Source organism: Streptomyces sp. NPDC050528 (genome assembly GCF_044457795.1).
GTDB lineage: Bacteria > Actinomycetota > Actinomycetes > Streptomycetales > Streptomycetaceae > Streptomyces.
In genome coordinates this window covers 446,685-473,543 of record NZ_JBITHH010000001.1, presented here as the reverse complement: position 1 = coordinate 473,543, position 26,859 = coordinate 446,685, and the positions used below count along the sequence as shown (strand labels likewise).

The 26,859-nt window shown below is 68.4% G+C and carries 19 protein-coding genes and 1 riboswitch; of the genes, 13 read left to right on the top strand and 6 right to left on the bottom strand.

All coding sequences use genetic code 11. The features are described from left to right. Nucleotides 1-18: 18 nt before the first annotated feature. Both ACIBK4_RS02230 and ACIBK4_RS02225 read left to right on the top strand, forming a co-directional pair. Entirely contained in the window at nucleotides 19-7,104 is a 7,086-nt protein-coding gene (locus ACIBK4_RS02230; protein WP_398991273.1) for a ricin-type beta-trefoil lectin domain protein, read from the top strand. 83 nt (nucleotides 7,105-7,187) lie between these two features. After that, the gene (locus tag ACIBK4_RS02225) at nucleotides 7,188-7,622 is read left to right on the top strand and encodes a hypothetical protein (protein ID WP_398991271.1); all 435 of its coding nucleotides are present in this window, start codon (nucleotides 7,188-7,190) and stop codon (nucleotides 7,620-7,622) included. Between the two features lie 324 nt (nucleotides 7,623-7,946). Here the strand turns inward: ACIBK4_RS02225 and ACIBK4_RS02220 are convergent, their stop codons facing one another. From ACIBK4_RS02220 to gcvT, 4 genes are all read right to left on the bottom strand, one after another. After that, nucleotides 7,947-9,314 carry an L-serine ammonia-lyase gene (locus tag ACIBK4_RS02220; protein ID WP_398991269.1) on the bottom strand — a complete coding sequence of 456 codons (1,368 nt, stop codon included), beginning with the start codon at nucleotides 9,312-9,314 and terminating at the stop codon, nucleotides 7,947-7,949. Between the two features lie 91 nt (nucleotides 9,315-9,405). Beyond that, nucleotides 9,406-10,665 carry a serine hydroxymethyltransferase gene (gene glyA / locus ACIBK4_RS02215; protein WP_398991267.1) on the bottom strand — a complete coding sequence of 420 codons (1,260 nt, stop codon included), beginning with the start codon at nucleotides 10,663-10,665 and terminating at the stop codon, nucleotides 9,406-9,408. 16 nt (nucleotides 10,666-10,681) lie between these two features. Then, on the bottom strand, nucleotides 10,682-11,059 hold the full coding sequence (gcvH, locus tag ACIBK4_RS02210; RefSeq protein ID WP_366434191.1) for a glycine cleavage system protein GcvH: 378 nt from the start codon (nucleotides 11,057-11,059) through the stop codon (nucleotides 10,682-10,684). Nucleotides 11,060-11,179: 120 nt separating this feature from the next. Beyond that, on the bottom strand, nucleotides 11,180-12,307 hold the full coding sequence (gene gcvT, locus ACIBK4_RS02205) for a glycine cleavage system aminomethyltransferase GcvT (protein ID WP_398991264.1): 1,128 nt from the start codon (nucleotides 12,305-12,307) through the stop codon (nucleotides 11,180-11,182). 154 nt (nucleotides 12,308-12,461) lie between these two features. Further along, nucleotides 12,462-12,575, bottom strand: a riboswitch (glycine riboswitch). Between the two features lie 149 nt (nucleotides 12,576-12,724). On the opposite strand from gcvT, the gene ACIBK4_RS02200 reads away from it, so the two are divergent. The 10 genes from ACIBK4_RS02200 to ACIBK4_RS02155 all read left to right on the top strand — a co-directional run bounded on the left by ACIBK4_RS02200 (nucleotide 12,725) and on the right by ACIBK4_RS02155 (nucleotide 24,084). Further along, a complete protein-coding gene (locus tag ACIBK4_RS02200) occupies nucleotides 12,725-13,408 on the top strand; it encodes an AAA family ATPase (RefSeq protein ID WP_398992913.1) in 684 nt (227 codons plus the stop codon). 64 nt (nucleotides 13,409-13,472) lie between these two features. Beyond that, nucleotides 13,473-14,258 carry an enhanced serine sensitivity protein SseB gene (locus ACIBK4_RS02195; protein ID WP_398991262.1) on the top strand — a complete coding sequence of 262 codons (786 nt, stop codon included), beginning with the start codon at nucleotides 13,473-13,475 and terminating at the stop codon, nucleotides 14,256-14,258. A 139-nt stretch (nucleotides 14,259-14,397) separates the two neighbouring features. Further along, a complete protein-coding gene (locus ACIBK4_RS02190) occupies nucleotides 14,398-15,186 on the top strand; it encodes an enhanced serine sensitivity protein SseB C-terminal domain-containing protein (RefSeq protein ID WP_398991260.1) in 789 nt (262 codons plus the stop codon). Nucleotides 15,187-15,522: 336 nt separating this feature from the next. Then, nucleotides 15,523-16,530: an ABC transporter permease gene (locus ACIBK4_RS02185; protein ID WP_398991258.1), complete on the top strand. Its 1,008-nt coding sequence runs from the start codon at nucleotides 15,523-15,525 to the stop codon at nucleotides 16,528-16,530. 73 nt (nucleotides 16,531-16,603) lie between these two features. Next, nucleotides 16,604-18,400, top strand: coding sequence for an ABC transporter substrate-binding protein (locus ACIBK4_RS02180; protein ID WP_398991256.1), 1,797 nt, complete (start codon nucleotides 16,604-16,606; stop codon nucleotides 18,398-18,400). A 110-nt stretch (nucleotides 18,401-18,510) separates the two neighbouring features. Continuing rightward, nucleotides 18,511-19,509 carry an ABC transporter permease gene (locus ACIBK4_RS02175; RefSeq protein ID WP_398991254.1) on the top strand — a complete coding sequence of 333 codons (999 nt, stop codon included), beginning with the start codon at nucleotides 18,511-18,513 and terminating at the stop codon, nucleotides 19,507-19,509. Beyond that, nucleotides 19,506-20,603, top strand: coding sequence for an ABC transporter ATP-binding protein (locus tag ACIBK4_RS02170; protein ID WP_398991252.1), 1,098 nt, complete (start codon nucleotides 19,506-19,508; stop codon nucleotides 20,601-20,603). The genes ACIBK4_RS02175 and ACIBK4_RS02170 overlap by 4 nt, the downstream gene beginning before the upstream one ends. Nucleotides 20,604-20,626: 23 nt before the next feature. After that, nucleotides 20,627-21,880 (top strand): ABC transporter ATP-binding protein, encoded by a 1,254-nt coding sequence (locus ACIBK4_RS02165; RefSeq protein WP_398991250.1) that lies wholly within the window; start codon nucleotides 20,627-20,629, stop codon nucleotides 21,878-21,880. A 97-nt stretch (nucleotides 21,881-21,977) separates the two neighbouring features. Further along, a complete protein-coding gene (locus tag ACIBK4_RS02160; protein WP_398991248.1) occupies nucleotides 21,978-23,369 on the top strand; it encodes a M1 family metallopeptidase in 1,392 nt (463 codons plus the stop codon). Nucleotides 23,370-23,415: 46 nt separating this feature from the next. Then, nucleotides 23,416-24,084 (top strand): trimeric intracellular cation channel family protein, encoded by a 669-nt coding sequence (locus ACIBK4_RS02155; RefSeq protein WP_398991246.1) that lies wholly within the window; start codon nucleotides 23,416-23,418, stop codon nucleotides 24,082-24,084. On the opposite strand, the gene ACIBK4_RS02150 is transcribed toward ACIBK4_RS02155, so the two are convergent. Beyond that, on the bottom strand, nucleotides 23,981-25,219 hold the full coding sequence (locus tag ACIBK4_RS02150; protein WP_398991244.1) for an alpha/beta hydrolase: 1,239 nt from the start codon (nucleotides 25,217-25,219) through the stop codon (nucleotides 23,981-23,983). The two genes, ACIBK4_RS02155 and ACIBK4_RS02150, sit on opposite strands and share 104 nt — an antisense overlap. Nucleotides 25,220-25,382: 163 nt before the next feature. On the opposite strand from ACIBK4_RS02150, the gene ACIBK4_RS02145 reads away from it, so the two are divergent. Further along, nucleotides 25,383-26,255, top strand: coding sequence for a thioesterase family protein (locus ACIBK4_RS02145; RefSeq protein WP_398991242.1), 873 nt, complete (start codon nucleotides 25,383-25,385; stop codon nucleotides 26,253-26,255). Here the strand turns inward: ACIBK4_RS02145 and ACIBK4_RS02140 are convergent. Then, on the bottom strand, nucleotides 26,248-26,835 hold the full coding sequence (locus ACIBK4_RS02140; protein WP_398991240.1) for a TIGR03086 family metal-binding protein: 588 nt from the start codon (nucleotides 26,833-26,835) through the stop codon (nucleotides 26,248-26,250). The two genes, ACIBK4_RS02145 and ACIBK4_RS02140, sit on opposite strands and share 8 nt — an antisense overlap. Between the last annotated feature and the right edge of the window lie 24 nt (nucleotides 26,836-26,859).

Genomic DNA, 26,859 nt, shown 5'->3' with positions numbered 1-26,859 from the left:
GCCGTCCGGGGGGTTTCTGTGCCTGTCTTCACGTCCGCGCGCCGCTGGCGCGGTCGCCGCTCCGCTCTGCTCCCGGCCGTGGGCCTGGCGCTGGCACTGGCGTTGCTGCCGGTCGACGCCATGGCCGCGCCCCCGGATCCGGGCAGTGCCGAAGTGCCGCGCGAGGACGTCGCGTTGGAGCAGCTGCCCGTCGAGCCACTGGTCAGTGGCTCGACCCGCGATGCCAAGCTCGACAGCATCGCGGTCGACGCCCCTGACAACCAGGACGAGGCCCCGGCCGGCACCACCACCCCGGCCGTCTCCGGCATCGCGGCGGTCTCCTTCGGCGGCTCCACTCAGACGGCCGACCTGGGCGGCAGTGCCACGGTGACCCCGGCGGACTACACGCCCGCCGGCTCTCTCCCCGTCAAGCTCGGCCAGGCCCCGGACGCCCCCGCGCCGACCGGTACTTGGCAGGTCGCGGTGGCCGCCCGCACGGCGACGGTCTCCGACGGCGTCGACGGCGCGGTGGTCACCGTGACCGCGCCCTCCACCGGCTCGGTGCCGATCTCGGTCCAGCTCAGCTACAAGACGTACGAGAACCTCTACGGCGCCGACTGGGCCTCACGTCTGGAGTTCGTACAGTTCCCCGAGTGCTACCTCACCACCCCCGACCTGGAGGAATGCCAGGCATACACAGAGCTGGAGACGGTCAACGACCCTGGCTCCAAGACCGTCACCGCCACCGTCGACACCACTGCTGACGGCACGGTCACCTCGGCCTCGACGAGCAGTGCTTCCGGGTCTTCGGGGATTCTCCAGGCGTCGTACGTCCATCCGGCGGCAGCCACCGGCGACAAGGCAGTGGTCGGCGCGGTGGACTCCGGCGGTGGCGCGGCCGGTTCCTTCAAGGCGACCCCGCTGGTCACCGACGGCAAGTGGGCGGCGGGCAACGCCTCCGGCGGCTTCACCTGGTCGTATCCGCTGGAGTTGCCGCCCACTCCTGCCGGGCCCGCCCCGGAGGTCGCGTTCAACTACAACTCGCAGTCCGTCGACGGTCGGACCGCCGTCTCCTCCCCGCAGGCCTCCTGGGTCGGCGAAGGCTGGGAGTACGACCCGGGGCACATCGAGCGCCGCTACCGCACCTGCAAGGACGACCGTGAAGACACGGACGGGGGTGCCGCCCCGAACAACACCGCCAAGAAGAACCGGACCTCGGACCTGTGCTGGGTCTCGTACAACGCCGTCATGTCCCTGCGCGGCAAGACGGTGGAGCTGGTCCGGGTCGGCGACACCGACGTCTACCGGCCGCAGGACGACGACGGCACCCGGATCGAGCGCAAGACCGGTGGCGACAACGGCGATGACAACGGTGAGTATTGGATCGTCACCACCACCGACGGCACCCGGTACTTCTACGGTCTGAACAAGGTCGGCGGCGGTCACGCCGACACCAGCTCTGTCTTCACCGTGCCTGTCTTCGGCAACCACCCCGACGAGCCCTGCCACGCGGCCGCCTTCGCCGACTCGCGCTGCGACCAGGCTTGGCAATGGGGCCTGGACAAGGTCGTCGACGTCCACGGCAACGCCATGATCCTCAACTGGCAGCCGGAGACCAACTACTACGCCGCCAACAAGAAGTTCAAGAACCCGGTGAAGTACGTCCGTGGCGGCTACCCCACCAGCATCGAATACGGCCTACGCAGCGCCGACCTCACCAAACCCTCCGCGCGTGTTCTGCTCAACGCCGCGGAGCGCTGCCTGGAGACCGACGGATCCTGCGCCCCGGCCAAGTTCGATGACACCAAGAACCCCGCCTCCTACCGTCCCTGGTGGGACACCCCCGGCAATCTCAACTGCAAGTCCGGCTCCAAACTCTGCCCTGCCTTCCCCTCCTTCTGGACGCGGACGCGTCTGGCGTCGGTGACCACGGAGGCCGCCCGTCCCGGCGTCACTGGTCTCGGCAAGGTGGACACCTACACCCTCCACCAGTCCTTCCCCCGCGACTGGTACAACACCTCACCAGGCCTGTGGCTGAACTCCATCACCCGCACCGGCTACGCCCCGGGCGACGACACGGGCACCCCGCAGAGCGAGACCGGCGTCAGCTTCGGTCCGTACGTCACCGACAAGGGCGACCCGCTCGGCAGCTATCTCAAGGACCAGCAGCTACCGAATCTCGTCCCCCGCTCCAAGAACGACCCACGTCCCGGCTTCACCCGCCCGCGCATCGGCACCGTGACCACCGAGTACGGTGCCGACATCGAGGTGACCTACGACGGCGGCTGCAAGTCCCAGCCCGATGTGTCGCCCGAGACCAATCACGGCACCTGCTTTCCGGTGCGCTGGTCGCCGGACGGCGAGGCGGACAAGCCGGCCATCGCCTGGTTCAACAAGTACGTCGTCTCCTCGGTCACCGAGACCGACCGGATCTCCGGAGTCTCGGACCGCGTCACCAGCCACTACACCTACAAGGATGCGGCCTGGGCGATGGACGACGACGAGTTCTCCAAGCCGTCCCTGCGTACCTACAGCGTCTGGCGTGGTTACCGCGAAGTCGCCACCGCCAAGGGCGCCAAGAACGGCGCCACCGTCGGCGTCCCGCAGACCCAGTCGTACGCGGTCACCCGCTACTTCCGAGGTGCGGGCGGCGCGGTCAAGGACTCCACCGGCAGCGTCACTCTCCTTGATGACGACGCCGCCCAGTACGCGGGGATGACCGCCGAGACCATTACCTACGACGGCACCGGCGGCCGCCTCCTCAAGCGCACCCTCAACTTCCCCTGGTCGAAGCAGACCGCCTCCCGCGCCCGAGACGGCAAGCTCTCCCCACTGCTCGCCTTCCGTACCGGTGTCCGTCGGACCGACGCCATCCAGACCGTCGACTCCTCCAGTCAGACAGTGCGCACCGAGACCGAAGTGGATCCCGACCACGGCCTTCCGGTCCAGGTCCAGACAGTCGTGGTCAAGCCGGACGGCACGGGAGGCGAGAAATTCAGCGACTACACCTGCGCCAGAACCGAGTACGCGAACAACGAGGGCGCCAACCTGATCGGCCTGCCCAAGCAGGCCCGTACCACTGCGACCTCGTGCGCCGGCTATGCCTCCGCGGACCCCGCGACCCAGTTGATCAACGCCACCCAGACCAGCTACGACGACGGAGCCTATGGTGCGACCCCCTCCAGGGGCCTGCCCACCAGCACGGCCACGCCGGGGGGCTCGGGCGTCGGATACCCGGTGGTCATCAAGACCTCCTATGACCCGCTGGGCCGGATCCGCAAGCTGACCGACCCTCTCAAGGGCATCACGGAGACCCAGTACACCCCAGCCGACGCCGGTGGCCCGCTCACCTCGGTCAAGACCATCAACGCCAAGGGGCACACCACCACTAGCACGTTCGACCCGGGACGGGGACTGCCCCTCACGGTCGCCGACGCCAATGGCAGGGTCACCCGGAACGAGTACGACGCGCTGGGCCGCCTGGTGAAGGGATGGTCGGCGTCCCGCTCCGCCGGGACCCAGGACCCGGACGTGAAGATCATCTACCAGATGGCCAAGGCGACCGCCAGCGTCACCAAGCCGACCGCGGTGACTGTCCAGACCCTGCGCGACAACGGCAGCTACGCGAAACAGGTCACCATCTACGACGGTCTGATGCGGCCGTTCCAGATCCAGAGCGAGGCCCACGGCCCTGGCCGGATCGTCACTGACACCCGCTACGACGACCACGGCCTGGTCCGTGAGCAGACCGGCACCTACCTCGCCAAGGGCGAGCCCGAGACCGCCCAGTTCAAGCGCAAGAGCGACAGCGTCGTCCCCAGCCTGACCAGGACCGCGTACGACGGCCTGGAGCGGCCGGTCAAGACCACCACCGTCCGCAGGGGCAAAGCCGTGTACTCGGCCTCCACCAGCTACGGCGACAACTGGACACTCACCCGCTCGCCGGGCGGCGCCTCCCCGTCCGTCAAGACCTGGACCGACGCCCTCGGCCGGGTCAACCTTGTCCAGCACTACACCGACGTCGGCCTGAGCCACTGGCGCAATACCAAGTACGGGTACGACGCCCGTGGCGCCCGCACGAAGGTCACCGACCCCGCGGGCAACATCTGGACGTACACCTACGACGCCCGCGGCCGCCTCACCGACTCCACCGACCCGGACACGGGCGCCTCCTCGTTCGGTTATGACGACCTGGATCGTCAGACCAGAGTCACGGACTCGCTGCTGAAGAGCATCTACACCAGTTACGACGAGATCGGCCGTGTCACCGCGGTCCGCGAGGGCTCGACCACCGCGACGCCCACCAAGGAGTTCTCATACGACATGACCGGCGCGCTGGGTAAGCCGGTCTCCTCCACCCGCCACGACGCCACCGGCGACTACGTCAACAAGATCACCGGTTACGACGCCGACTACCGGGCCACCGGCCGCGAGATCACCATCCCCGCCCATGCCGACACCAAGGGGGTGTCCGGCACATACGCCTACCAGTACACCTATACCCCCACCGGCAAGCCACTGACAGTCACGCTTCCCGCGATCGGAGGGCTCGCCAGGGAGAAGGTCGTCACCCGCTACGACAGCGACGGCCTCGCCGAGTCCACCTCCGGCCTGACCTGGTACACCAGCGACGTCACCTACTCCCCGTACGGCGAACCCCTGCGTACGGCCAGCGGCCCCCAGCCCTACCGAGTGTGGACCACCAACTTCATCGACGAGCCCAGTGGCCGCCTCCAACGCTCGGTCTGGGATCGGGAGACGACGAACTCCCACCGGCTGGCGGACACCTACTACTCGTACGACCGTTCCGGGAACATCACCTCCTCGGCGCGCAAGCTCACCGACGCCGCAGCCTCTACCTGGGACAACCAGTGCTTTACCTACGACAACCTGGGTGAACTGGTGCACGCCTGGACCTCCAGCACCGCCGTCGGCACGGCCGGCACCGGCTGCAAGTCCGCGAACGGCGCTGTCTGGGGCTACCGCGAGGACGGCCAGACCTCCGCCGGCCCGGTCGCCGAGGCCGCCGACTCCGCCGGCGACACCACCACCCCCGACAGCGCTCTCACCTCCTCGCTCACCGCCGCCGCGCCCGCCTCCGGGACCGTCGCGACCGGCGACACCGCATACTGGCAGTCGTTCACCTTCGACATCGCCGGCAATCGCGCGTCACTCACCGAGCACAGCGCCGCCAACTCCGCGCTGGACGCGACCAGTACGTACTCCTACGGCACCCTGGTGACAGGCAACGGCACCAGCGCCCCCACCCTGACCCAGCCGCACACCCTCACCAAGACCGACCAGGCCACCGGTACCGATCCCACCTATTCCTACGACGCCACGGGCAACACCAGGACCCGCACTCTGGGCGGCGGCTCCCAGAGCCTGCTGTGGAACAGCGAGAACAAGGTCACCGAGACCAGCGGCTTCGGCGACGGTTCCGGCCCGATCGTCGGCCTGTCCGGCAAGTGCCTGGACGACGCCGGCGCCTCCACCGCCGACGGCAGCCCGATCCAGCTCTACCGCTGCAACAACAGCGTCGCCCAGCAGTGGAAACTCACCGGCGACACCCTCCGGGTCATGGGGAAGTGCGCCGCCGCCAACGGCACCGCCAACGGCACCAAGATCCTCCTCGCCACCTGCGACGGCAGCGCCGCTCAGAAGTTCAACGTCCGCTCCGCCGACAAAAGCCTGTACAACCCGGCCTCCGGCAAGTGCGTCGATGTCCCGGGCGCCAATGACAGCGACAGCACCGACCTTCAGCTCTACACCTGCAACGCCGCCGCCGCCCAGCAGTGGACCCCCGCCGACCGCACCACCTATGTCTACGACGCGGACGGCAACCGCCTCCTTCAGCATTCAGCCACCGGCAGCGTCCTCTACCTCGGCGACACCGAGGTCTCCGTCGACGTCAACGGCAACGTCATGCAGTCAGCCCGCATGTACGGCCAGTCCGGCGCCCCGACCACGGTCCGCTCCACCCGGTACGGCAGCACCACCGGCCACAAACTGAGCATCCTGCTGAACGACCCGCTCGGCACCGCCGTCACCTCGGTCGACGAGACGGCCGGCCAGCCCTACACACGCCGTTCCTTCAAGCCCTACGGCGAGACCCGTGGCGTCAAGCCGTCCGCCTGGCCCAACGGCCACACCTACCTCGGCGCCGGAATCGATGACACGGCCACCGCCCTCACCCACCTCGGTGCCCGCGAGTACGACCCGTCCACCGGCCGCTTCATCTCCGCCGACCCGGTCATCGACATGAGCGACCCGCTCCAGGCGAACGGCTATGCCTACAGCCACAACAACCCCGTGACGCACAGCGACCCGACCGGTCTCTACGACCCGGACCGCATGGCGTACGAGCGGGAACAGAAGCGGCTTATGAATGACAACCCGGGCCTGCACAAGCCGCGTGCCAAGCCACCGGTCGTGGTCAACTCCGACCTGCACAACATCCTGGCCGCCATCTACATCCGCGATCAGGCCACCACGGCAACGGGCAACGGAAAGGTCGCCACGGCCCTCATCGAGGAGTTCAACTCCGGGCAGCCAGTGGGCGCCAAATGGCACATCGCCAAGGCGGCCGACCTTATGAAGCGTCTTTCCGAATTGCTTGAAAAGAACCGCGTCCAGAAGATGAGGAGCGGTACCAGCCTCCTCTCCGACGACGATCTGAAGATCGCCCATGGCGAGGCGAAGGAACTCTGGACCGCCCTCAACTCTAACGATGTCACCGGCAATGTGACGACCTACGTCAACGGTGACGAATCGGTGCGCAAGGGGCTCGAAGGCGTACGCAAGAACATCGTCTCCAAGCAGGCTGTCAGCGACATCACCGGCCAGAAATTCGAGGTGGATCCCCGGGACCGGTCACCCAATCCCCGCCCCCGGCAAAGTGGTGAGCCCCTGCGCATGAAGGGCTTCATGAAGGGGTTCGGTATCGTCGGCTCCGCGGCGGCCCTGGGGCAATACCCGGCCGATGTGTACAACTACGGCTGGAAGGAAGGAACCAGAAGCACGTTGGAAAGCCTCCTCGACCCGCTGGGTATGGTCCCGGACGGCGAAGGCGTCGGATGCGTCTTCTTCAACGAGTGCTACGCCGAAGCCGCGCCCATGGCATGAGACACAGACATGGTGCGGCATTGACCCCCTGCGGCGTCGACAGGGGGTCAATGCCGCACCGTCCGAAGTTCCCAGGAGTTCCCATGACCGAGCCGATCACGGTGTCCACGTTCTTCCCGGAAATTCTGCGCAGCGTGCCGGAATTCGAGCGCTGTGTGACGAGAGAACGGGAAAACGCCGAACAATCGGGCGGAGATCCTGAAGATCTCGATCACATGAAGCTCAATCCGTACTCTCTGGCCTTCGACCTTTTCACGGCCATCATTGTCCCGGCCTTGGAGTCCCCGGATACAGAAGGCGCAGAGGACCTTCTGATCCGTTCCTTCGATCTGCTCGAACGAGCCGCTGTGTCTCCCGAGGCTTACGTGCGGGACAATATTTCCCTCGCCACGGAGGACTTCCTTCTCGGCGACCTCGGCCCGATCGCATACGCCCACGCGGGTCCTGCCTTCCGCGCACTGATGACCGAGTGCATGACGGCGGAGGGAGACGAGATCCCTGAGAGCTGGCGGGCATGATTTCCGCTGAGACCCTTCTTGATGACGCCGTACCGGATGAGATACCGGTTGAGGGGACGCCGCCAGAAGGCTCTCTTCCTGCAGCCGGCACCGTGCCCGGTGCTCTTGTGGTGCGAGAACAAGCGCCATCCTCCGTATTCTCCGGCGGACGACCGAGCGGCCCCCGTAGGCGGCGCGATGTGAGCGCTGGTCCCTCTCTCCCGGCCTTGGAACCGGCCCCAGCCCATGGACACCCCAGGGAGTTTTCGGGACTTTCTGCCGCGTAGGCACGGAAGGCCCTGACAGCGCCGAAAGACACGAACGCGCTGCTCAGGGCCGACCCCCTCAGCACTCGATGATGTTCACCGCAAGCCCGCCCCGAGCCGTCTCCTTGTACTTCACGCTCATGTCCGCCCCCGTCTCCTTCATCGTCTTGATGACCTTGTCGAGGGACACCTTGTGCGACCCGTCCCCCCGCATCGCCATCCGCGCAGCGGTCACCGCCTTCACCGCCGCCATGCCGTTGCGTTCGATGCAGGGGATCTGGACGAGGCCGCCGACGGGGTCGCAGGTGAGGCCGAGGTTGTGTTCCATGCCGATCTCGGCCGCGTTCTCGACCTGTTCGGGGCTGCCGCCGAGGACCTCGGCCAGGGCGCCCGCCGCCATCGAGCAGGCGGAGCCGACCTCGCCCTGGCAGCCGACCTCGGCGCCGGAGATGGAGGCGTTCTCCTTGAAGAGCATGCCGATGGCGCCGGCCGAGAGCATGAAGCGGACCACGCCCTCCTCGTCGGCGCCCGGCACGAAGTTGATGTAGTAGTGCAGGACGGCCGGGATGATGCCGGCGGCGCCGTTCGTGGGGGCGGTGACCACGCGGCCGCCCGCCGCGTTCTCCTCGTTCACGGCCATCGCGTAGAGCGTGATCCACTCCATCGCGTGCGCCAACGGGTCGCCCTCCGCCCGGAGTTGGCGTGCCGACATGGCCGCCCTGCGCCGGACCCGCAGGCCGCCCGGCAGGATGCCCTCCCGCGACATGCCCCGCGAGACGCACGCCTGCATCACGCGCCAGATCTCCAGCAGCCCGGCCCGGATCTCCTCCTCCGTGCGCCAGGCGCGCTCGTTCTCCAGCATCAGCGCGGAGATCGACAGGCCCGTCTCCTGCGTCAGCCGCAGCAGCTCGTCGCCCGTGCGGAACGGGTACTTGAGGACCGTGTCGTCCAGCTTGATGCGATCGGCGCCCACCGCCTCCTCGTCGACGACGAAACCGCCGCCCACCGAGTAGTACGTCTTCGACAACAGCTCGGTGCCCGCCGCGTCGTACGCCCACAGCGTCATGCCGTTCGCGTGGTACGGCAGGGTTTTCCGGCGGTGCAGCTTCAGGTCGTTGTCGTAGGAGAAGGGGATCTCGTGCTCGCCGAGGAGCCGGATGCGGCCCAACTCCCTGATCTGCTCGACCCGTTGGTCCGCGCCCTCCACGTCCACCGTGCGCGGTGACTCGCCCTCCAGGCCGAGCAGCACCGCCTTCGGGGTGCCGTGGCCGTGGCCGGTCGCGCCGAGGGAGCCGTAGAGCTCGGTGCGGACGGAGGCGACGGCGTCCAGCAGGTCCTCGTTGCGCAGCCGGCGCGCGAACATGCGGGCCGCCCGCATCGGGCCGACCGTGTGGGAGCTGGACGGGCCGATGCCGATCGAGAACAGGTCGAAGACCGAGATGGCCACGGTGACTCCTCAGAACGCAAGACGTGCGGGGTGGTGCAAGGGGTAGGACACCGGCGCGCACCTTCCAGTGTGCGCCGGTGTCCCCTATGGGCTACAGCCCGGGATACAGCGGGTACTTCTCCGCCAGCGCCGTGACACGGGCCTTCAGGCCCTCCACGTCGTACGACGGCTTCAGCGTCTCCGCGATGACGTCCGCGACCTCGGCGAAGTCCTCGGCCGTGAAGCCGCGGGTCGCCAGCGCCGGCGTGCCGATGCGCAGGCCGGACGTGACCATCGGGGGCCGCGGGTCGTTCGGGACGGCGTTGCGGTTGACCGTGATGCCGACCTCGTGGAGCCGGTCCTCGGCCTGCTGGCCGTCCAGCTCGGAGTTCCGCAGGTCGACCAGGACCAGGTGCACGTCCGTACCACCGGACAGGACGTCGACCCCTACGGCCTTCACGTCGTCCCGCACCAGGCGCTCGGCCAGCAGCCGCGCCCCCTCCACGGTACGCCGCTGCCGCTCCTTGAAGTCCTCGCTCGCGGCGACCTTGAAGGAGACCGCCTTCGCGGCGATCACATGCTCCAGCGGACCGCCCTGGAAGCCGGGAAAGACGGAGGAGTTCAGCTTCTTCGCGAAGGACTGCTTCGCGAGGATGATGCCGCCGCGCGGGCCGCCCAGCGTCTTGTGGGTGGTGGACGTGACGACGTCCGCGTAGGGGACCGGGTTCGGGTGGAGGCCTGCCGCCACCAGCCCGGCGAAGTGCGCCATGTCGACCCAGAGGTACGCCTCGACCTCGTCCGCGATCCGACGGAACTCCGCGAAGTCCAGCTGGCGCGGGTACGCCGACCAGCCCGCGATGATGACCTTCGGGCGGTGTTCCTTGGCGAGCTTCTCCAGCTCGGCCATGTCGACCAGACCGGTCGTCGGGTCCACGTGGTAGGCGACCACGTCGAACTGCTTGCCGGAGAAGTTCAGTCGCATCCCGTGGGTCAGGTGACCCCCGTGCGCCAGGTCCAGGCCGAGGATGGTGTCGCCGGGCTGGGCCAGCGCGAAGAGCGCGGCCTGGTTCGCGGAGGCGCCCGAGTGCGGCTGCACATTGGCGTACTCGGCGCCGAACAGCTCCTTGACCCGGTCGATCGCGATCTGCTCGGCCACGTCAACGTACTCGCAGCCGCCGTAGTAACGACGGCCCGGGTACCCCTCCGCGTACTTGTTGGTGAGGACCGAGCCCTGCGCCTCCATGACCGCGACCGGAGCGAAGTTCTCCGATGCGATCATCTCCAGCGTGGACTGCTGCCGGCGCAGTTCGGAGTCGACCGCGGCGGCGATGTCCGGGTCGAGCTCGTGCAGGGGCGTGTTCAGTACAGACATGTGGGTGTACGACTCCTCAGCCGGCGGAAAACGCGGTGTACTCGTCGGCGGAGAGCAGGTCGCCCGGCTCCTCCGCGACGCGCACCTTGAAGAGCCAACCCCCCTCGAAGGGGGCCGAGTTGACCAGCGAGGGGTCGTTCACGACGTCCTCGTTGATCTCGGTGACCTCGCCGCCGACGGGCGAGTACAGGTCGGACACCGACTTCGTCGACTCCAGCTCACCGCAGGACTCGCCCGCGGTCACCGTGGAGCCGACGTCGGGGAGCTGGGCGTAGACGACATCGCCGAGCGCGTTGGCCGCGTACTCGGTGATGCCGACCGTCGAGACGCCGTCCTCGGCGACCGACAGCCACTCGTGCTCCTTGCTGTAGCGCAGCTGCTGGGGGTTGCTCATGGCCTGAATTCTCCTGTACGCGGGGGAGTGCTGATGAATGGGGGACTGCATACGGGCATCGACGGACAGGGCGGTCCGCCCCTGGTCACCCGGATCACAGACGTGACGCTACGACGACTGTCACTTCTCGCGCTTGTAGAACGGCAGCGCCACGACCTCGTACGGCTCGTGACTGCCCCGGATGTCCACGCCGACACCGGTCGTACCCGGCGCCGAGTGCGCGGCGTCGACGTAGGCCATGGCGATGGGCTTGCCCAGGGTGGGGGAGGGGGCGCCGGAGGTGACCTCGCCGATGACCTGGCCGTCGGCGACGACGGGGTACCCGGCGCGCGGGACCCGGCGGCCCTCCGCGACGAGTCCGACGAGGACGCGCGGGGGCTGCGAGGCGGCGCGTTCGGCGGCGGCCTCCAGGGCGCCGCGCCCGACGAAGTCGCCGTCCTTCTCGAACTTCACGACCCGGCCGAGCCCGGCGTCGAAGGGGGTGAGGGAGGTCGACAGCTCGTGGCCGTAGAGCGGCATCCCGGCCTCCAGGCGCAGGGTGTCGCGGCAGGACAGGCCGCACGGGATCAGGCCGACCCGCGCCCCGGCCTCGGTCAGCGCGAGCCACAGCTTCTCCGCGTCGGCGGGGGAGACGAACAGCTCGAAGCCGTCCTCGCCGGTGTAGCCGGTACGGGCGATCAGCGCGGGGACGCCCGCGACCGTACCGGGCAGACCGGCGTAGTACTTCAGGCCGTCGAGGTCGGCGTCGGTGAGCGACTTGAGGATGCCGGGGGACTCGGGACCCTGGACGGCGAGCAGCGCGTAGGCGTCACGGTCGTCGCGGACCACGGCGTCGAAGCCGGCGGCCCGCTCGACCAACGAGTCCAGGACAATCTGGGCGTTGGAGGCGTTGGCGACGACCATGTATTCGGTCTCCGCGAGCCGGTAGACGATGAGGTCGTCGAGGATGCCGCCGTCGGCCCGGCAGATCATGGTGTAGCGGGCGCGGCCGAGGCCCACGGAGGCGATGTTGCCGACGAGGGCGTAGTTGAGGAGCTGGGCGGCCTGCGGTCCGGTGACCGTGATCTCGCCCATGTGGGAGAGGTCGAAGAGGCCGGCCTTCGTGCGGACGGCGAGGTGCTCGTCGCGCTCCGAGCCGTAGCGCAACGGCATGTCCCAGCCGGCGAAGTCGGTCATCGTGGCACCGAGCGAGCGGTGCAGCGCGTCGAGCGCGGTACGGCGCTTCTCAGGGGTGGCAGTACTGCTCATCGGTCGGGTCTCCCAAGGCATGACGGCGAGGTCGTTCCTCCCCATCTGTCATCGGGACCTGAGAGGTTCGCCATGACCGAGCGGGACACGCACGGGCCATGGGTTGCACCTTGGGTGGGACCACCGTCGCCGGCGGTCCGCTTTTCAGATGTGCCTCGCCCGCGCGGTAACGGGGCCTGAGAGATTCAAGGGAGGGACTTGCTCCTTCGGCGCCCCAGGCGTCGTACGACTGACGACGTATGTCTGGGGACTCTCCCGCGCGGATTCAAGCGGCCGGTATGCAGTTAGGCGGGCACATCATCGCACAGGCTTTGTAACAGGCCTGTGGCCGGAAGCGAACGGAACCGCGAGACACCGTGCATTACCTTCTCTTTACGTTCAGTGGGGAGAACCTTTCCTGACCCCGCAGGGAGGACGATCACGGTGACAAGGACCACGGTGTACGCCACGACCTCGGCCGCGGCGCTGCCCAAGCAGCCCTCGGCCCCGGCCAGAGAGGCATGCCCGGCGCGCCCGGTACCCGTCGTCCGCGATCTCCGCGAGCGCGCGGGGCACAGCCCGCACGGTCTCCGCTTCGGCCCCCGCGACCTGGTCGTGGTCACCGGCCTGCCCGGCAGCGGCAAGTCCACGCTGATGCGGCGCGCGGTGGCGGGCGGCGACGGGGTCCGCGTCGACAGCCAGGACACCCGGGACCGCTGGGACGCCCGCATGTCCGGCGCCCTCCCGTACGCGGTCTACCGCCCCCTGGTCCGCCTCGCGCACTACGCCGGACTGCGCCGAGCCCTGCGCTCCGCGTCCGGCGCAGTCGTGCACGACTGCGGTACGCAGACCTGGGTGCGCGGCTGGCTGGCCCGCGCCGCCGGGCGCCGGGGCGGCACGCTGCACCTGGTGTTCCTCGACGTCACCCCGGGCACCGCGCTCGGCGGCCAGCGCGAGCGCGGGCGCGGAGTCTCGCGGTACGCGTTCCTGCGCCACCGCAGGGCGGCCGCCCGCCTGTTGCGCGCGGTGGAGCGCGGTGATCTGCCCCGGGGCGTCGGCTCGGCGGTCCTCCTGGACCGGGACGCGGCGGACGTGCTGCGCCGGATCGACTTCGCGGACTGAACCGCTAGCCTTTTCAGCCACAGCAGGGTTACAGCAGGCGGTTTCACCAGCAGGCGGTAGGTAGATGGACTTCCCGGCGGACTTCCCCGGTCAGGCGTACCCCCACCCGCATCCGCACGGCGGATGGCCGGGCAACGAGCTGGAGGAGGTGCTCTCGGTGTCCCTCGGCATGCCCTCGGCGGGCGGCCGGATCATCGAGGTGCTCGGCCGCAGCTTCATCTGGATCCCGCTGCCCAGCGGCGGCGGCCCGCAGAGCGGCCCCCTGGACCTGCCCACGCTGGAGATCGACGGGCAGGCGTACGTCCCGGTCTTCAGCTCCGAGGAACAGTTCCGCCAGGTCGTCGGCTCGCACCTGTCGTTCACGATCGCGCCCGCGGTGGAGTTCGCCCGCGGGCTGCCCCCGCAGGTCGGCATCGCGGTGAACCCGGACGGCGTGGTCGGCGTACCCCTCCCGCCCCCCGCCGTGGCCGAGCTGTGCCGCATCGGCCGCACCGCCCTCGACGGCCCCACCAGCGGCGGCCGCGTCCGCCTCTTCGAACCCGACTGGCAGGACGACCCGGTCGACTTCCTCGCCGCCGCCTCCGCCGAGTTCGCGGCGATCGGCGTGGTCGCCACGGCCCGCCGCTGCCTCGCCGCCATCGAGACGGCCGACCCCGTGATGTTCGTAGGCGTGGAACTCACCAACTGGGACGGCGACTTGAGAGCGGCCCCCACCGAAGCCCTGGCAAGAGCCCTGGGCCAGTTCACGATCCAGTGGCAGGTCAACCTGGTCCTCCTGGACGTCACCCAGGACCCGGTGGCGGACTGGATGAGGCAGACAGTGCGCCCCTTCTATACACAGGGTCACTGAGGGCGCCCCTTCAGGGGCGCGGGGAACTGCGCACCCAGCCACGACGCACCCGCACTCGCGAACGCACCACGGGCCCCCGCCCCTTGGGCGCTTAAGCTGTTTCCAAACGCAGGCCAACTCAGCAGAAGGGGCGGTACACGTGAGCGCCAGCGGCACAGCGACCGGCCAGGTCGAGCACATGCTGCGCCAGGTGACGCCCGGGCGCTACGACGCCTACGAGGCGCTCCTGCGCGCCCTCGCGACCCCCCACTCCGGTCAGATCTGGATGCTCCTGTGGCACGGCCAGTCCGGCTCCCCGGACGCCCAGTACGGAAACATGCAGGTCGACAAGTACGGCTACGCCCCCTGCGTCACCTCCGCCCAGGAACTGTCGGCGAGCGGCTGGAACCGCTCGTACGAGGTGGTCGACGGCCTCGACGTGGCCCGCACCCTGTACCCCGACCACTTCGGCCTCTGGCTCAACCCGCACGCGCCCGGCGGCGGCGTCGGCATCCCCTGGCTCGACCTGCGCAGGATCGCCACCGGCCTGGAGCGCCAGCCCGCAGGGCCCCTGCGCCTGTCCGAACCGACCATCGAGATCCCGCAGTTCTACGCCCTGCTCACGCAGAACGCCCACCGCACCCCCGCGGTCCGCGCGCTGCGCCGCGCCTGGGTCCAGCCCGCGCTCGGAGCGCCGTATCTCGCGATCGGTCTGGACGTCTACGACACCAGCCCGCCGGCCGTGGACTCGGTGCGCGGCATGATGCAGCAGTCGATCGGCGCGGTCCCCGACGGGCTGCCGGTGTCGACCGTGGCGATGTCCGACGAGTACGACCCGGTGGCGCTCTGGCTGCGCGCGAACGCCCGTCCGTTCTACGACCGCGAGGCCCACGCGGCACCCGCTCAGGCGGGCGGGTACGGATACCCACCCGTCCGTGGTGGATACTGAACCCGCGAGTCCTCTTCTCCGCTTCTCCGCAGGATTTACGTCTACGACACATTTCTTCGCGCGTAGATAGCGGCGAGATGCCCAAAATGGCGCCGATTCGGCGTTCTGTCCCAAGTGCCCTGCGTCCGGGGGGCGTTACCCCGTGTCCGTATAACGGAACCCTCCTGACCGCATCACGTTTGCGCATCCATTCACCGCCAAGTCTGGCAACAGATCACCAAAGCGTTGAAGACTCCCGCACCAGGGGCCGTTCGCCCCGATGTACGACGGACTGATCACGCCGCCACAGCGGCAAGTGTGGGCCGGCTACCGCCGGTTGAGAGGGGTCCCTGCCAGATGACGGCACCACTGCACGAGCCGACTGCGGAAACGGCCCCGAGCGCGGCCGAGGAAGCGGCGGTTGTGAGCGCCCAGGCGAAGGCGGTCCAGGGTCGCTCCCTGGGCCGGATCGCCTGGGAAAGACTCAAGCGGGACAAGCTCGCGCTGACGGGCGGCATCGTCGTGCTCGTCCTCATCCTGCTCGCCCTGCTCGCGCCGGTCATCACCCACCTGCTCGGCCAGGACCCCGACGCGTACAACGAGAGCCTGATCGACCCGCTGTTCGGCACCCCCAAGGGGTCGCTGGGCGGCATCAGCGGCGATCACCTGCTGGGTGTCGAGCCGGTCAACGGCCGCGACATCTTCGCCCGCATCCTCTACGGCGCCCGCGTCTCGCTCCTGGTGGGCTTCCTGTCCGCCGTCGTCGCGGTCGTCCTCGGTACCGTCCTGGGCATCCTGGCCGGCTTCTTCGGCGGCTGGGTGGACTCGCTCGTCAGCCGCGTGATGGACGGTCTGCTGGCCTTCCCGCAGCTGCTGTTCACGATCGCCCTGGTCTCCGTCATGCCGAACGACATGCTGGGCCTGTCCGGGTCCAACGTGCGTGTGTTCGTGATGATCCTGGTCATCGGCTTCTTCGGCTGGCCCTACATCGGACGCGTGGTGCGCGGCCAGACCCTCTCGATGCGTGAGCGCGAGTACGTCGAGGCCGCCCGCTCGCTGGGTGCCGGGCGGTTCTACATCCTGTTCAAGGAACTGCTGCCCAACCTGGTCGCGCCGATCATCGTGTACACGACCATGATGATCCCCACCAACATCCTCACCGAGGCGGCCCTGAGCTTCCTGGGCGTGGGCGTCAAGCCGCCCACCTCGTCCTGGGGGCAGATGCTGTCGAGCGCCATCGACTACTACGAGTCCGACCCCATGTACATGGTGGTCCCGGGTGTGGCGATCTTCATCACCGTCCTGGCCTTCAACCTGTTCGGCGACGGCGTGCGCGATGCGCTGGACCCGAAGGCATCCCGCTGAGCATCCGTACCACCCTCATCTGTCCCGTGGCACCAACACGGGGTCTCTCATCTAGTCCGGAGGATCCGAGATCGTGACTACCCAACGCACTCCAGGGCGGCGTAAGAAGGCATTCGCCGCCGCTGCTGCGGTCGCCGCACTGCTGACCACGGCGGCGTGCGGCGGCGGCAGCGACGACAACAGCGGTTCGAAGACCGGTGCTGCCGGCTTCAACGCCGCCAACAACAAGGTCGCCCAGGCCTCCGAGGTCAAGAAGGGCGGCACGCTGAAGTTCGGCGGGGCCCAGGACGCCGACTCGTGGGACACCACGCGCGGCTACTACGGCTTCATGTGGGACTTCGCGCGCTACTACAGCCGCCAGCTGGTCACGGGCAAGGCGGAGCCGGGCAAGGCGGGCGCCGAGCTCACCCCGGACCTCGCCACCGGTCTCGCCAAGGTCACCGACGGCGGCAAGACCTACACGTACACCCTGCGTGACGGCATCACGTGGGAGGACGGCAAGGCGATCACGTCCAAGGACGTGAAGTACGGCATCGAGCGCGTGTGGGCGCAGGACGTGCTGTCCGGTGGTCCGACGTACCTCAAGGACTTCCTCGACCCCAAGGGCGAGTACAAGGGTCCCTACAAGGACACGACCAAGGACAAGCTCGGTCTGAAGGCGATCAGCACGCCGGACGACAAGACGATCGTCTTCCACCTCCCGAAGCCCAACTCGGACTTCCAGGACGTGCTGGCGCTGGTCTCGGCCTCCCCGGTCCGCCAGGACATGGACACCAAGTCCAAGTACGGCCTGAAGCCGTTCTCCTCCGGTCCGTACAAGTTCCAGTCGTACAGCCCGGGCAAGAGCCTGACGCTGGTGCGCAACACCAACTGGAAGCAGTCCTCGGACCCGGTCCGCAAGGCCTACCCGGACAAGATCACCGTCCAGTTCTTCTCGGACGCCAACCAGCTGGACCAGCGCCTGCTCAACGGTGACCTGGACCTGGACATCAACCAGACCGGCATGTCCCCGCAGGGCCGCACCACCGCCCTGAAGGAGCACAAGGCCAACCTGGACAACCCGGTCTCGGGTTACATCCGCTACGCGACCTTCCCGCAGAGCGTGGCGCCGTTCAACAACATCGAGTGCCGCAAGGCCGTCATCCTCGGTGCGGACCACGTCTCGCTGCAGACCGCGCGCGGTGGCCCGATCGCCGGTGGTGACATCGGCACCAACATGCTCCCGCCGTCCGTCCCGGGCTCCGAGGGCCAGAAGTACGACCCGTACAAGATCTCGGGTGCGAACAAGAACGGCAACATCGCCGAGGCCAAGGCGGCGCTGAAGGCGTGCGGCAAGCCGAACGGCTTCTCCACCACCATCGCGGTGCGCAACAACAAGCCGGTCGAGGTCGCCACGGCCCAGTCGCTGCAGGCGTCGCTGAAGAAGATCGGCATCAACGCGCAGATCGACCAGTTCGACGGTTCGCAGACCACCGGCATCATCGGCAGCCCTTCGAACGTGAAGAAGAAGGGCTACGGCATCATCATCATGGGCTGGGGTCCGGACTTCCCGACCGTCCAGGGCTTCGGTCTCCCGCTGTGGGACAGCAAGTACATCGCGCAGAGCGGTAACAACAACTTCGCGCTGATCAACGACAAGACGATCGACGGTCTGTTCGACAGCTACGTCACCACGCTGGACGAGTCGGGCAAGGCCCAGATCTCGACCGAGATCAACCACAAGATCATGGAGGGCGCGTACTACCTGCCCTTCGTCTTCGAGAAGTACATCAACTGGCGCAGCGACAACCTCGCGAACGTCTACACGACGGACAACTACAGCGGTACGTACGACTTCGTCAACCTCGGCCTGAAGAACCCGAAGAAGTAACCCGGCACACCCGCCGTACGGCACGAAAGGCAGGTGAAGGCCGGCGCGGCGTGGTCGCGGGCCATCGGACAATCTCCGGTGGCCCGCGGCCCCGCGGCGGGCCGTAAGCTGTGCTCGCTTATCTCATCAGGCGGCTGTTCGCCGCCGCAGTGATGCTCGTGGTCATCGTCATGGTGGTCTTCGGCATCTTCTTCCTCGTCCCCAAGTGGGCGGGCGTCGACATCGCCGCGAGCTTCGTGGGCAAGCAGGCCGACCCGGCAGCCGTCAACGCCGTACGGGAGAAGCTGGGTCTGGGTGACCCGATCTACTCCCAGGTCTGGGAGTTCTTCAAGGGCATCTTCGCCGGTCGCACCTACTCCGGCGGCGGCGACGTCACACACTGCGCCGCACCCTGCTTCGGCTACTCCTTCCGCAGCGAGCAGGCCGTCTGGCCGGTGCTGACCGACCGCTTCCCGGTGACCCTGGGTCTCGCGCTCGGTGCCGCCGTGCTGTGGCTGGTCTTCGGTGTCGCGGCCGGTGTGCTCTCCGCCCTCAAGCGGGGCAGCATCTGGGACCGCGGTGCGATGGTCGTCGCACTGGCGGGTGTCTCCCTCCCCATCTACTTCACCGGTCTGCTCAGCCTGGCGATCTTCGCCTTCGGGCTGAAATGGATCGACGCGCAGTACGTGCCACTCAGCCAGAGCGTCGGCGGCTGGTTCGGCGGCATGATCCTGCCCTGGATCACGCTCGCCTTCCTCTACGCGGCGATGTACGCCCGGATCACCCGCGCCACCATGCTGGAGATCCTCGGCGAGGACTACATCCGCACCGCCCGCGCGAAGGGCCTGACCGAACCGGTCGTCATCGGCAAGCACGCCATGCGCTCCACGATGACCCCCATCCTGACCATGCTCGGCATGGACCTCGGCGCCCTCATCGGCGGCGCCATCCTGACGGAGTCGACGTTCAACCTGCCCGGCCTCGGCCGCGCGGTGCTCGACGCCATCCGCAACCAGGACCTGCCCATCATCCTGGGCGTCACCCTGATCACTTCTCTCGCGGTGCTTCTCGCCAACCTCGTGGTGGACATCCTGTACGCCGTGATCGACCCCCGAGTGAGGCTCTCATGACGGAACTCAGCAAGAGCGGGGCAGCCGTGGGCGAACCCACGGACGCCTCTCCCGCGCCCACCGCCTTCCTCGAAGTGCGCGACCTCAAGGTGCACTTCCCCACGGACGACGGTCTGGTCAAGTCCGTCGACGGGCTCAGCTTCGCGCTGGAGAAGGGCAAGACCCTCGGCATCGTGGGCGAGTCCGGCTCCGGCAAGTCGGTGACCTCGCTCGGCATCATGGGCCTGCACACCGCCGGCCAGTACGGCAAGCGCAAGGCGCAGATCTCCGGCGAGATCTGGCTGGACGGCACCGAGCTGCTCACCGCCGACCCCGACCACGTGCGCAAGCTGCGCGGCCGGCAGATGGCGATGATCTTCCAGGACCCGCTCTCCGCGCTGCACCCGTACTACACGATCGGCGCGCAGATCGTGGAGGCCTACCGGATCCACCACAACGTCGACAAGAAGACCGCCAAGCGCCGTGCGGTCGAGATGCTCGACCGGGTGGGCATCCCGCAGCCGGACAAGCGCGTGGACAGCTACCCGCACGAGTTCTCCGGCGGTATGCGCCAGCGCGCGATGATCGCGATGTCGCTGGTCAACAACCCCGAGCTGCTGATCGCGGACGAGCCGACGACCGCCCTGGACGTGACCGTCCAGGCGCAGATCCTCGACCTCATCCGGGACCTGCAGAAGGAGTTCGGCTCCGCGGTCATCGTCATCACCCACGACCTGGGCGTCGTCGCCGAACTGGCCGACGACATCCTGGTGATGTACGGCGGCCGGTGCGTCGAGCGCGGTCCGGCCGAGGACGTGTTCTACGAGCCCCGACACCCGTACACCTGGGGCCTGTTGGGCTCGATGCCGCGGCTCGACCGTGAGCAGCAGGAGCGGCTCGTCCCGGTCAAGGGCTCGCCGCCCTCGCTGATCAACATCCCGTCCGGCTGTGCCTTCAACCCGCGGTGCCCCTACGCCGACGTCCCGAAGGACAACGTCACCCGCACGGTCCGTCCCGAGCTGAGCGAGGTCGGCAACCGGCACTGGGCCGCCTGCCACCTGAGCGCGGAGCAGCGGGAGACCATCTGGATCAACGAGATTGCGCCGAAGCTGTGAGCGAGAAACCCAAGGACACAGCAGTGAGCATCCCTGTGCAGAGCGAAGGCACCGTGGCCACCAAGGGCGGTGTCGCCCCCGGCGAGACCCTGCTGAAGGTGACCGGGCTGCAGAAGCACTTCCCGATCAAGAAGGGCCTGCTGCAACGGCAGGTCGGCGCCGTGCACGCGGTCGACGGTCTCGACTTCGAGGTCAAGGCCGGCGAGACGCTGGGTGTCGTGGGCGAGTCGGGCTGCGGCAAGTCGACGATGGGGCGGCTGATCACCCGGCTGCTGGAGCCGACGGGCGGCACCGTCGAGTTCCAGGGCAAGGACATCACGCACCTCGGTGTGGGCGGCATGCGTCCGCTGCGCCGCGACATGCAGATGATCTTCCAGGACCCGTACTCGTCGCTGAACCCGCGCCACACCATCGGCACGATCGTGGGCGCGCCCTTCAAGCTCCAGGGCGTCGACCCCGAGGGTGGGATCAAGAAGGAAGTGCAGCGGCTGCTGTCGGTGGTCGGGCTCAACCCCGAGCACTACAACCGCTACCCGCACGAGTTCTCCGGCGGCCAGCGCCAGCGCATCGGCATCGCCCGCGCGCTCGCGCTCAACCCGAAGCTGGTCGTGGCCGACGAGCCGGTCTCCGCGCTCGACGTGTCGATCCAGGCGCAGGTGGTGAACCTGCTCGACGACCTCCAGCAGGAGCTCGGCCTGACGTACGTGATCATCGCGCACGACCTCTCGGTCGTCCGGCACGTCTCGGACCGTATTGCCGTGATGTACCTCGGCAAGATCGTCGAACTCGCCGACCGCGAGCTGCTGTACAAGGCGCCGATGCACCCGTACACCAAGGCGCTCATGTCGGCGGTGCCGATCCCGGACCCGCGGCGGAAGAACGCGAAGAGCGACCGCATCCTGCTCACGGGTGACGTGCCCTCGCCGATCTCGCCGCCGAGCGGCTGCCGTTTCCACACCCGGTGCTGGAAGGCGACGCAGATCTGCACTACGACCGAGCCGCCGCTCCTGGAGCTGAAGCCCGGCCAGCAGGTCGCGTGCCACCACCCGGAGAACTTCGCGGACCAGGCTCCGCAGGACACGGTCCTGCTGACGGCCGCGAAGGAGGCCGAGAAGCTGCTCGGCGAGACGGCCCTGCAGGAGTCGGCGGAGACGTCGGCGGCGGTGGCGGCGACGCTGTCCGACGAGACCGCAGAGGCTGCCGAGACCCCCGAGGCTGTCTCCGCGTCCCCGGAGCCGGAAGCGGAATCGGGCGATCAGGAGTCAACTCCCAAGTAGCGCATGACAACTTGGTAAAGTCATGTCCATGTCGAAACGGGAGAGTGCAGAGTCGAGCGCGTCCGGCTGATCGGATACGCACCCGAAGGGACGACTCATGGCACTCTCCCGTTCGGCACGTCTGGGGGCCCTCGCGACAGCGGCGGCCTCTTTTCTTGTCATCGCCGCTTCCTCCGCCCCCACCCCCGGCGCCGACGGCATCGGTGACCCCTACTTCCCGCAGCTCGGCAACGGCGGTTTCGACGCCCGGCACTACGCCCTCGACGTCGCCTACAACCCCGACACCGACCGCCTCGACGGCCGTACGACCCTCACGGCACGCGCCACCCAGAACCTCTCCTCCTTCGACCTGGACCTCCAGAAGCTGGAGGTCACGAAGGTCCAAGTGAACGGAAGACAGGCCCAGTTCACCCGCTCCGGCGACGAACTGCGCATCACTCCGCGGGACTTCCTCCGCAAGGGCAGGGACTTCACGGTCACCGTCACCTACGGCGGCGTGCCCGAACCCCTCAACGGACCCATCGTGTTCGGCTCCGACTACGGCTGGATGAAGACCACCGACGGCGTCTTCGTCGCCTGTGAACCCAACGCCGCCTCCACATGGTTCCCGTCCAGCGACCACCCCTCCGACAAGGCCACCTACGACATCCGCATCAAGGCCCCCAAGGGCCTGACCGGAGTCTCCAACGGCCGGCTCGTGTCGACGTACGACAAGGGCGACTCGACGTACACCCACTGGCGCGAGAGCAAGCCGATGGCGACCTATCTCGCGACCGCCACCATCGGGAAGTTCGACGTCAAGACGGGGACGACCCCGGGCGGTACCCCGATCTACGTCGCCATCGACCCCGTCCTCGCCAACAGCAACAGCGTCGACGTGTACGCCGTGACGGCCGCCGCCACCGACTACTGGTCGCAGGTCTTCGGGCCGTACCCGTTCGAGGAGACCGGCGCGATCGTCGACGACATGCCGGAGGCCGGGTTCTCGCTGGAGGTGCAGAGCAAGCCCGCCTACTCGGCCGTGCGCAGCGAGACGACGATCGTGCACGAGCTGGCCCACCAGTGGTTCGGCGACTCCGTGTCGGTCGCGCACTGGAAGGACATCTGGCTCAACGAGGGCTTCGCGACCTACGCCCAGTGGCTGTGGGCCGAGCACCAGGGCACCCGCACCGCGCACGACTCGTTCCTGGCCGGCTACAACGCCCGCCCCGCCGACAACGCCTTCTGGCAGACCGTCGTGGCGGACCCGCAGCGCGACACCATGTTCGCCTCCGCCGTCTACCAGCGCGGCGCGATGACCCTCCAGATGCTCCGCGAACGCATCGGCGACACCGCGTTCTTCAAGCTCCTGCCCACCTGGACGAAGCTGCACCGCTACGGCAACGCCAGCACCGCGGACTTCATCAAGCTGGCCGAGAAGATCAGCGGGCAACAGCTCGACGACCTGTTCCAGACCTGGCTGTTCACGCCAGGGAAACCGACCCTGTAACCCTTGCTTTGAAAGGGAGGCACCCTTCTGTAGGTAAGAATGTGGGGTGCTTCAGCAACTGTTCAGTCCCTCCGTCCAGCACACGCTCGACCTCGTCGGCATCTTCGTGTTCGCCATCTCCGGCGCGCTGCTGGCCGTCCGCAAGAACTTCGACGTGTTCGGCATCGCCGTGCTCGCCGAGGTCACCGCGCTGGGCGGAGGGGTCTTCCGGGACCTCATCATCGGGGCCGTACCCCCGGCCGCCTTCACGGACCTGGGCTACTTCAGCACCCCGCTCGTCGCCGCGCTCCTCGTGTTCTTCCTCCATCCGCACGTGGAGCGCATCCAGGCCGGCGTCAACGTCTTCGACGCGGCCGGCCTCGGCCTCTTCTGTGTCACCGGCACGGTGAAGGCCTACGACTACGGGCTCGGCCTGACCGCCTCGGTGGCCCTCGGTCTCGGGTCCGCCGTCGGCGGCGGTGTGCTGCGCGACGTGCTGGCCAACGAGACGCCGTCCCTGCTGCGTTGGGACCGCGACCTGTACGCGGTCCCCGCCATCGTCGGCGCCACCATGGTCGCCGTGTGCATCCACTACGACGCGCTGGGCCCGTTCACCAGCGGGCTCGCGGTCGTCACCGCCTTCGTGTTGCGCCTGCTCGCGATGAAGTTCCACTGGCGAGCGCCTCGCGCCTGGAACCGGCGGTCGAATGCCCGAGAGGATCCGACGCCGACTTAGTGATCCTGGGGTGGTTCTGGCCCAGCTCCAGGGTCAGCCAGCGGAACACCGTCCTCACCTGCGGCCGCCACAGCGCCATGGTGTGTCCGCCGTCGCTGCGCGGCAGGAACACCACGTGCACGCTCGTCGGCGCCTTCGCGATCTGTTCGAGGGCCACGCCCGCCTGGTAGCCGTCGCCGGACTCGCCGGAGAGGTACATCGCGATCGGCGGCGGTGTCGTCGCCTTCTTGAGCAGCAGATAGGGGTTGTTGGCCTCGCGCAGGGCCACGCTCTGTGCGGCCAGCGAGTTGCGTTCGCCGATCGGGTCGTTGTAGCCGGACATGCTCACCGCGGCCTGGTAGCGGTCGGGGTGGGCGACGGCGAGCTTGACCGCGCAGTGCGCGCCGGCCGAGTAACCGGCGACCCCCCAGCCCTTGGGAGCGGGCTGGGTACGGAAGTTGTCCGTGACCATCTTCGGCACGTCGACGCTCAGCCAGGTGTCGGCGTTGACCGTGCCGGGGATGTTGGCGCACCCGGTGTCCACGCCGGCCAGCAGGTTGTAGCGCGGCGCGACCAGGATGAACGGCGCGATCCGTCCGCTCTTCATGAGCGGCTCCAGCTGCTGCGTCACGTGCATCGACCCGAACCAGGCCTTGGCGGAGCCGGGCCAGCCCGGCAGCAGTTCCACGACGGGGAACTTCTTGTGGCGGTATGCCGCCTCCTTGTACTGCGGCGGGGTCCAGACGTAGACCTCGGCGTTCACGCCCGACACCCGGCCCTTGAGCTGGGTGACCTCCACCTGGCCCGCGGAACTCATGCCGGGACCGGTCGCGGGGGAGAAGTCCTGCTTGACCTTGGGCAGCTTGTTCAGCGAGATGTTGCCGGTGCCGTTCTTGCCGAGGTTCGCGGCCTGCTGGACGTGGTTGCCGGTGCCGAGGAGGTCGGCCCAGTTGTCGTAGAGGTTGTTCTGGTTGTTGACCATGACGAAGACCAGGGTGACGGCCGTCGCCTGGGCGAACAGCAGCATCAGGGCCCGTGCCGCCACGCGGACGGCCTTGGGGCCGCGCAGCCGCGACCACAGCACGAGCGGCAGTATGAGGGCGACGATCGTCAGCACGACGGCGGTGTAGAGGAACGGAGTCCCGGTGAGGCTCATGTCCCCAAAGAGGGGGATCACGGGCCGCGGGTCACGGACGAGTCCGGACACTTACCAAGAAATTGCCGGTTCCTCACCCGGCCGGCGGACAACCCACCGGTGGTTTCATATGCCCGCAACAACAAAGCTACCGCTTAGTAATGTCATGTTGTACGGTTCATTCATGCGAGAAGCAGCACCCGCCCCGGCACCCACGCGGGCCGCACAGGCCACGATCGGCGACAGCGAGTTCGACCGCGACACGGCGGTCACCCGCCGCACGCCCGGCGTCTACGACATCGACCTCTCGCCCGGCTGGACGATCATCAGCGCGGTCAACGGCGGCTACCTCCTCGCCGTCCTCGGCCGAGCCCTGGCGGACGCGCTCCCGCACAGCGACCCGTTCACGATCTCCGCGCACTACCTCACGGCCTCCCAACCGGGACCGGCGGTCATCCGCACGGACACGGTCCGCACCGGCCGCACCCTCTCCACGGGCCAGGCGTCCCTCTTCCAGTACGACGAGGAGGGCAGGGAGATCGAACGCATCCGAGTCCTGGCCTCCTACGGCGACTTGGACACCCTCCCGGACGACATCCGTACGACGGCACGCCCGCCGGTGTTCCCGCCCATGGACCAGTGCTTCGGCCCGGAGGACGGCCCGGCCCCCGTCTCCGGCAGCTCGGCCATCGCCGACCGCCTGATGCTCAAGCTGGACCCCTCCACCCTCGGCTGGGCCCTCGGCGCCCCCTCCGGCAAGGGTGAAATGCGCTCCTGGTTCGGCCTGGCGGACGGCCGGGACGCGGACCCGCTCTCCCTCCTCCTCACGGTGGACGCCCTCCCCCCAACGGCCTTCGAGATCGGCCTGAAGGGCTGGGTCCCCACGGTCGAACTCACGGTCCACGTCCGCGCCCGTCCCGCACCGGGACCGTTGCGGGTGTCGATCACCACCCGCAACCTGGCCGGCGGCTTCCTGGAGGAGGACGCGGAGGTCTGGGACACCGAGGACCGACTGGTGGCCCAGTCAAGGCAGTTGGCGCGGGCCCGGCTCAGCTGACCGGCTTCCGCCCCAGCCAGGCCGCCAACTGCCCGTAGACGTCGGCCCCTTCGGGCGCGGCCTGTGCCGTGGCGAAGGGGGTGTCCGCGTCCCGCTCGGCGTCGGGCAGCACCCGGCGGGCCATGGCGAGCGCGAACTCGGCCAGTTCCGGGTCGAGTTGGAGAGGGTGGCCCAGGGACTCCGAGAGGTCCCAGACGTGGGTGACGTTCTCCATGATGTAGCCGGAGAGGGCGATACGGCCCGGTGTTCTGCCCCACGGGACCTGGACCAGGGCGTCCAGGCGGGTGTCGTCCGCCCAGGCGTTCCCGACCCGGACGCGGGCCTCGTCGTACGCGGCCGACCAGCCGTCGTCGGTCACGCCCTCCACGAAGGGGTGTACGGCCATGCCGTCGCCGCCCTCGCCGATCGTCGCGATGCGGTGGGTGCCGCCGACGAGGTGGCTCAGCAGGGTGCGTACGTCGAACTCCGTGCAGGGGGTGGGGGAGGAGAGCTGCTCCGGTCGTACCGTCCTGATCAGGGCGGCTGCCTGCTCGGTGGCTCGGGTGTAGAGGGGGCGGGGGTCGGTGCTGTTTGTGTTCATGGGGGCGATGGTGGGCCCATAACC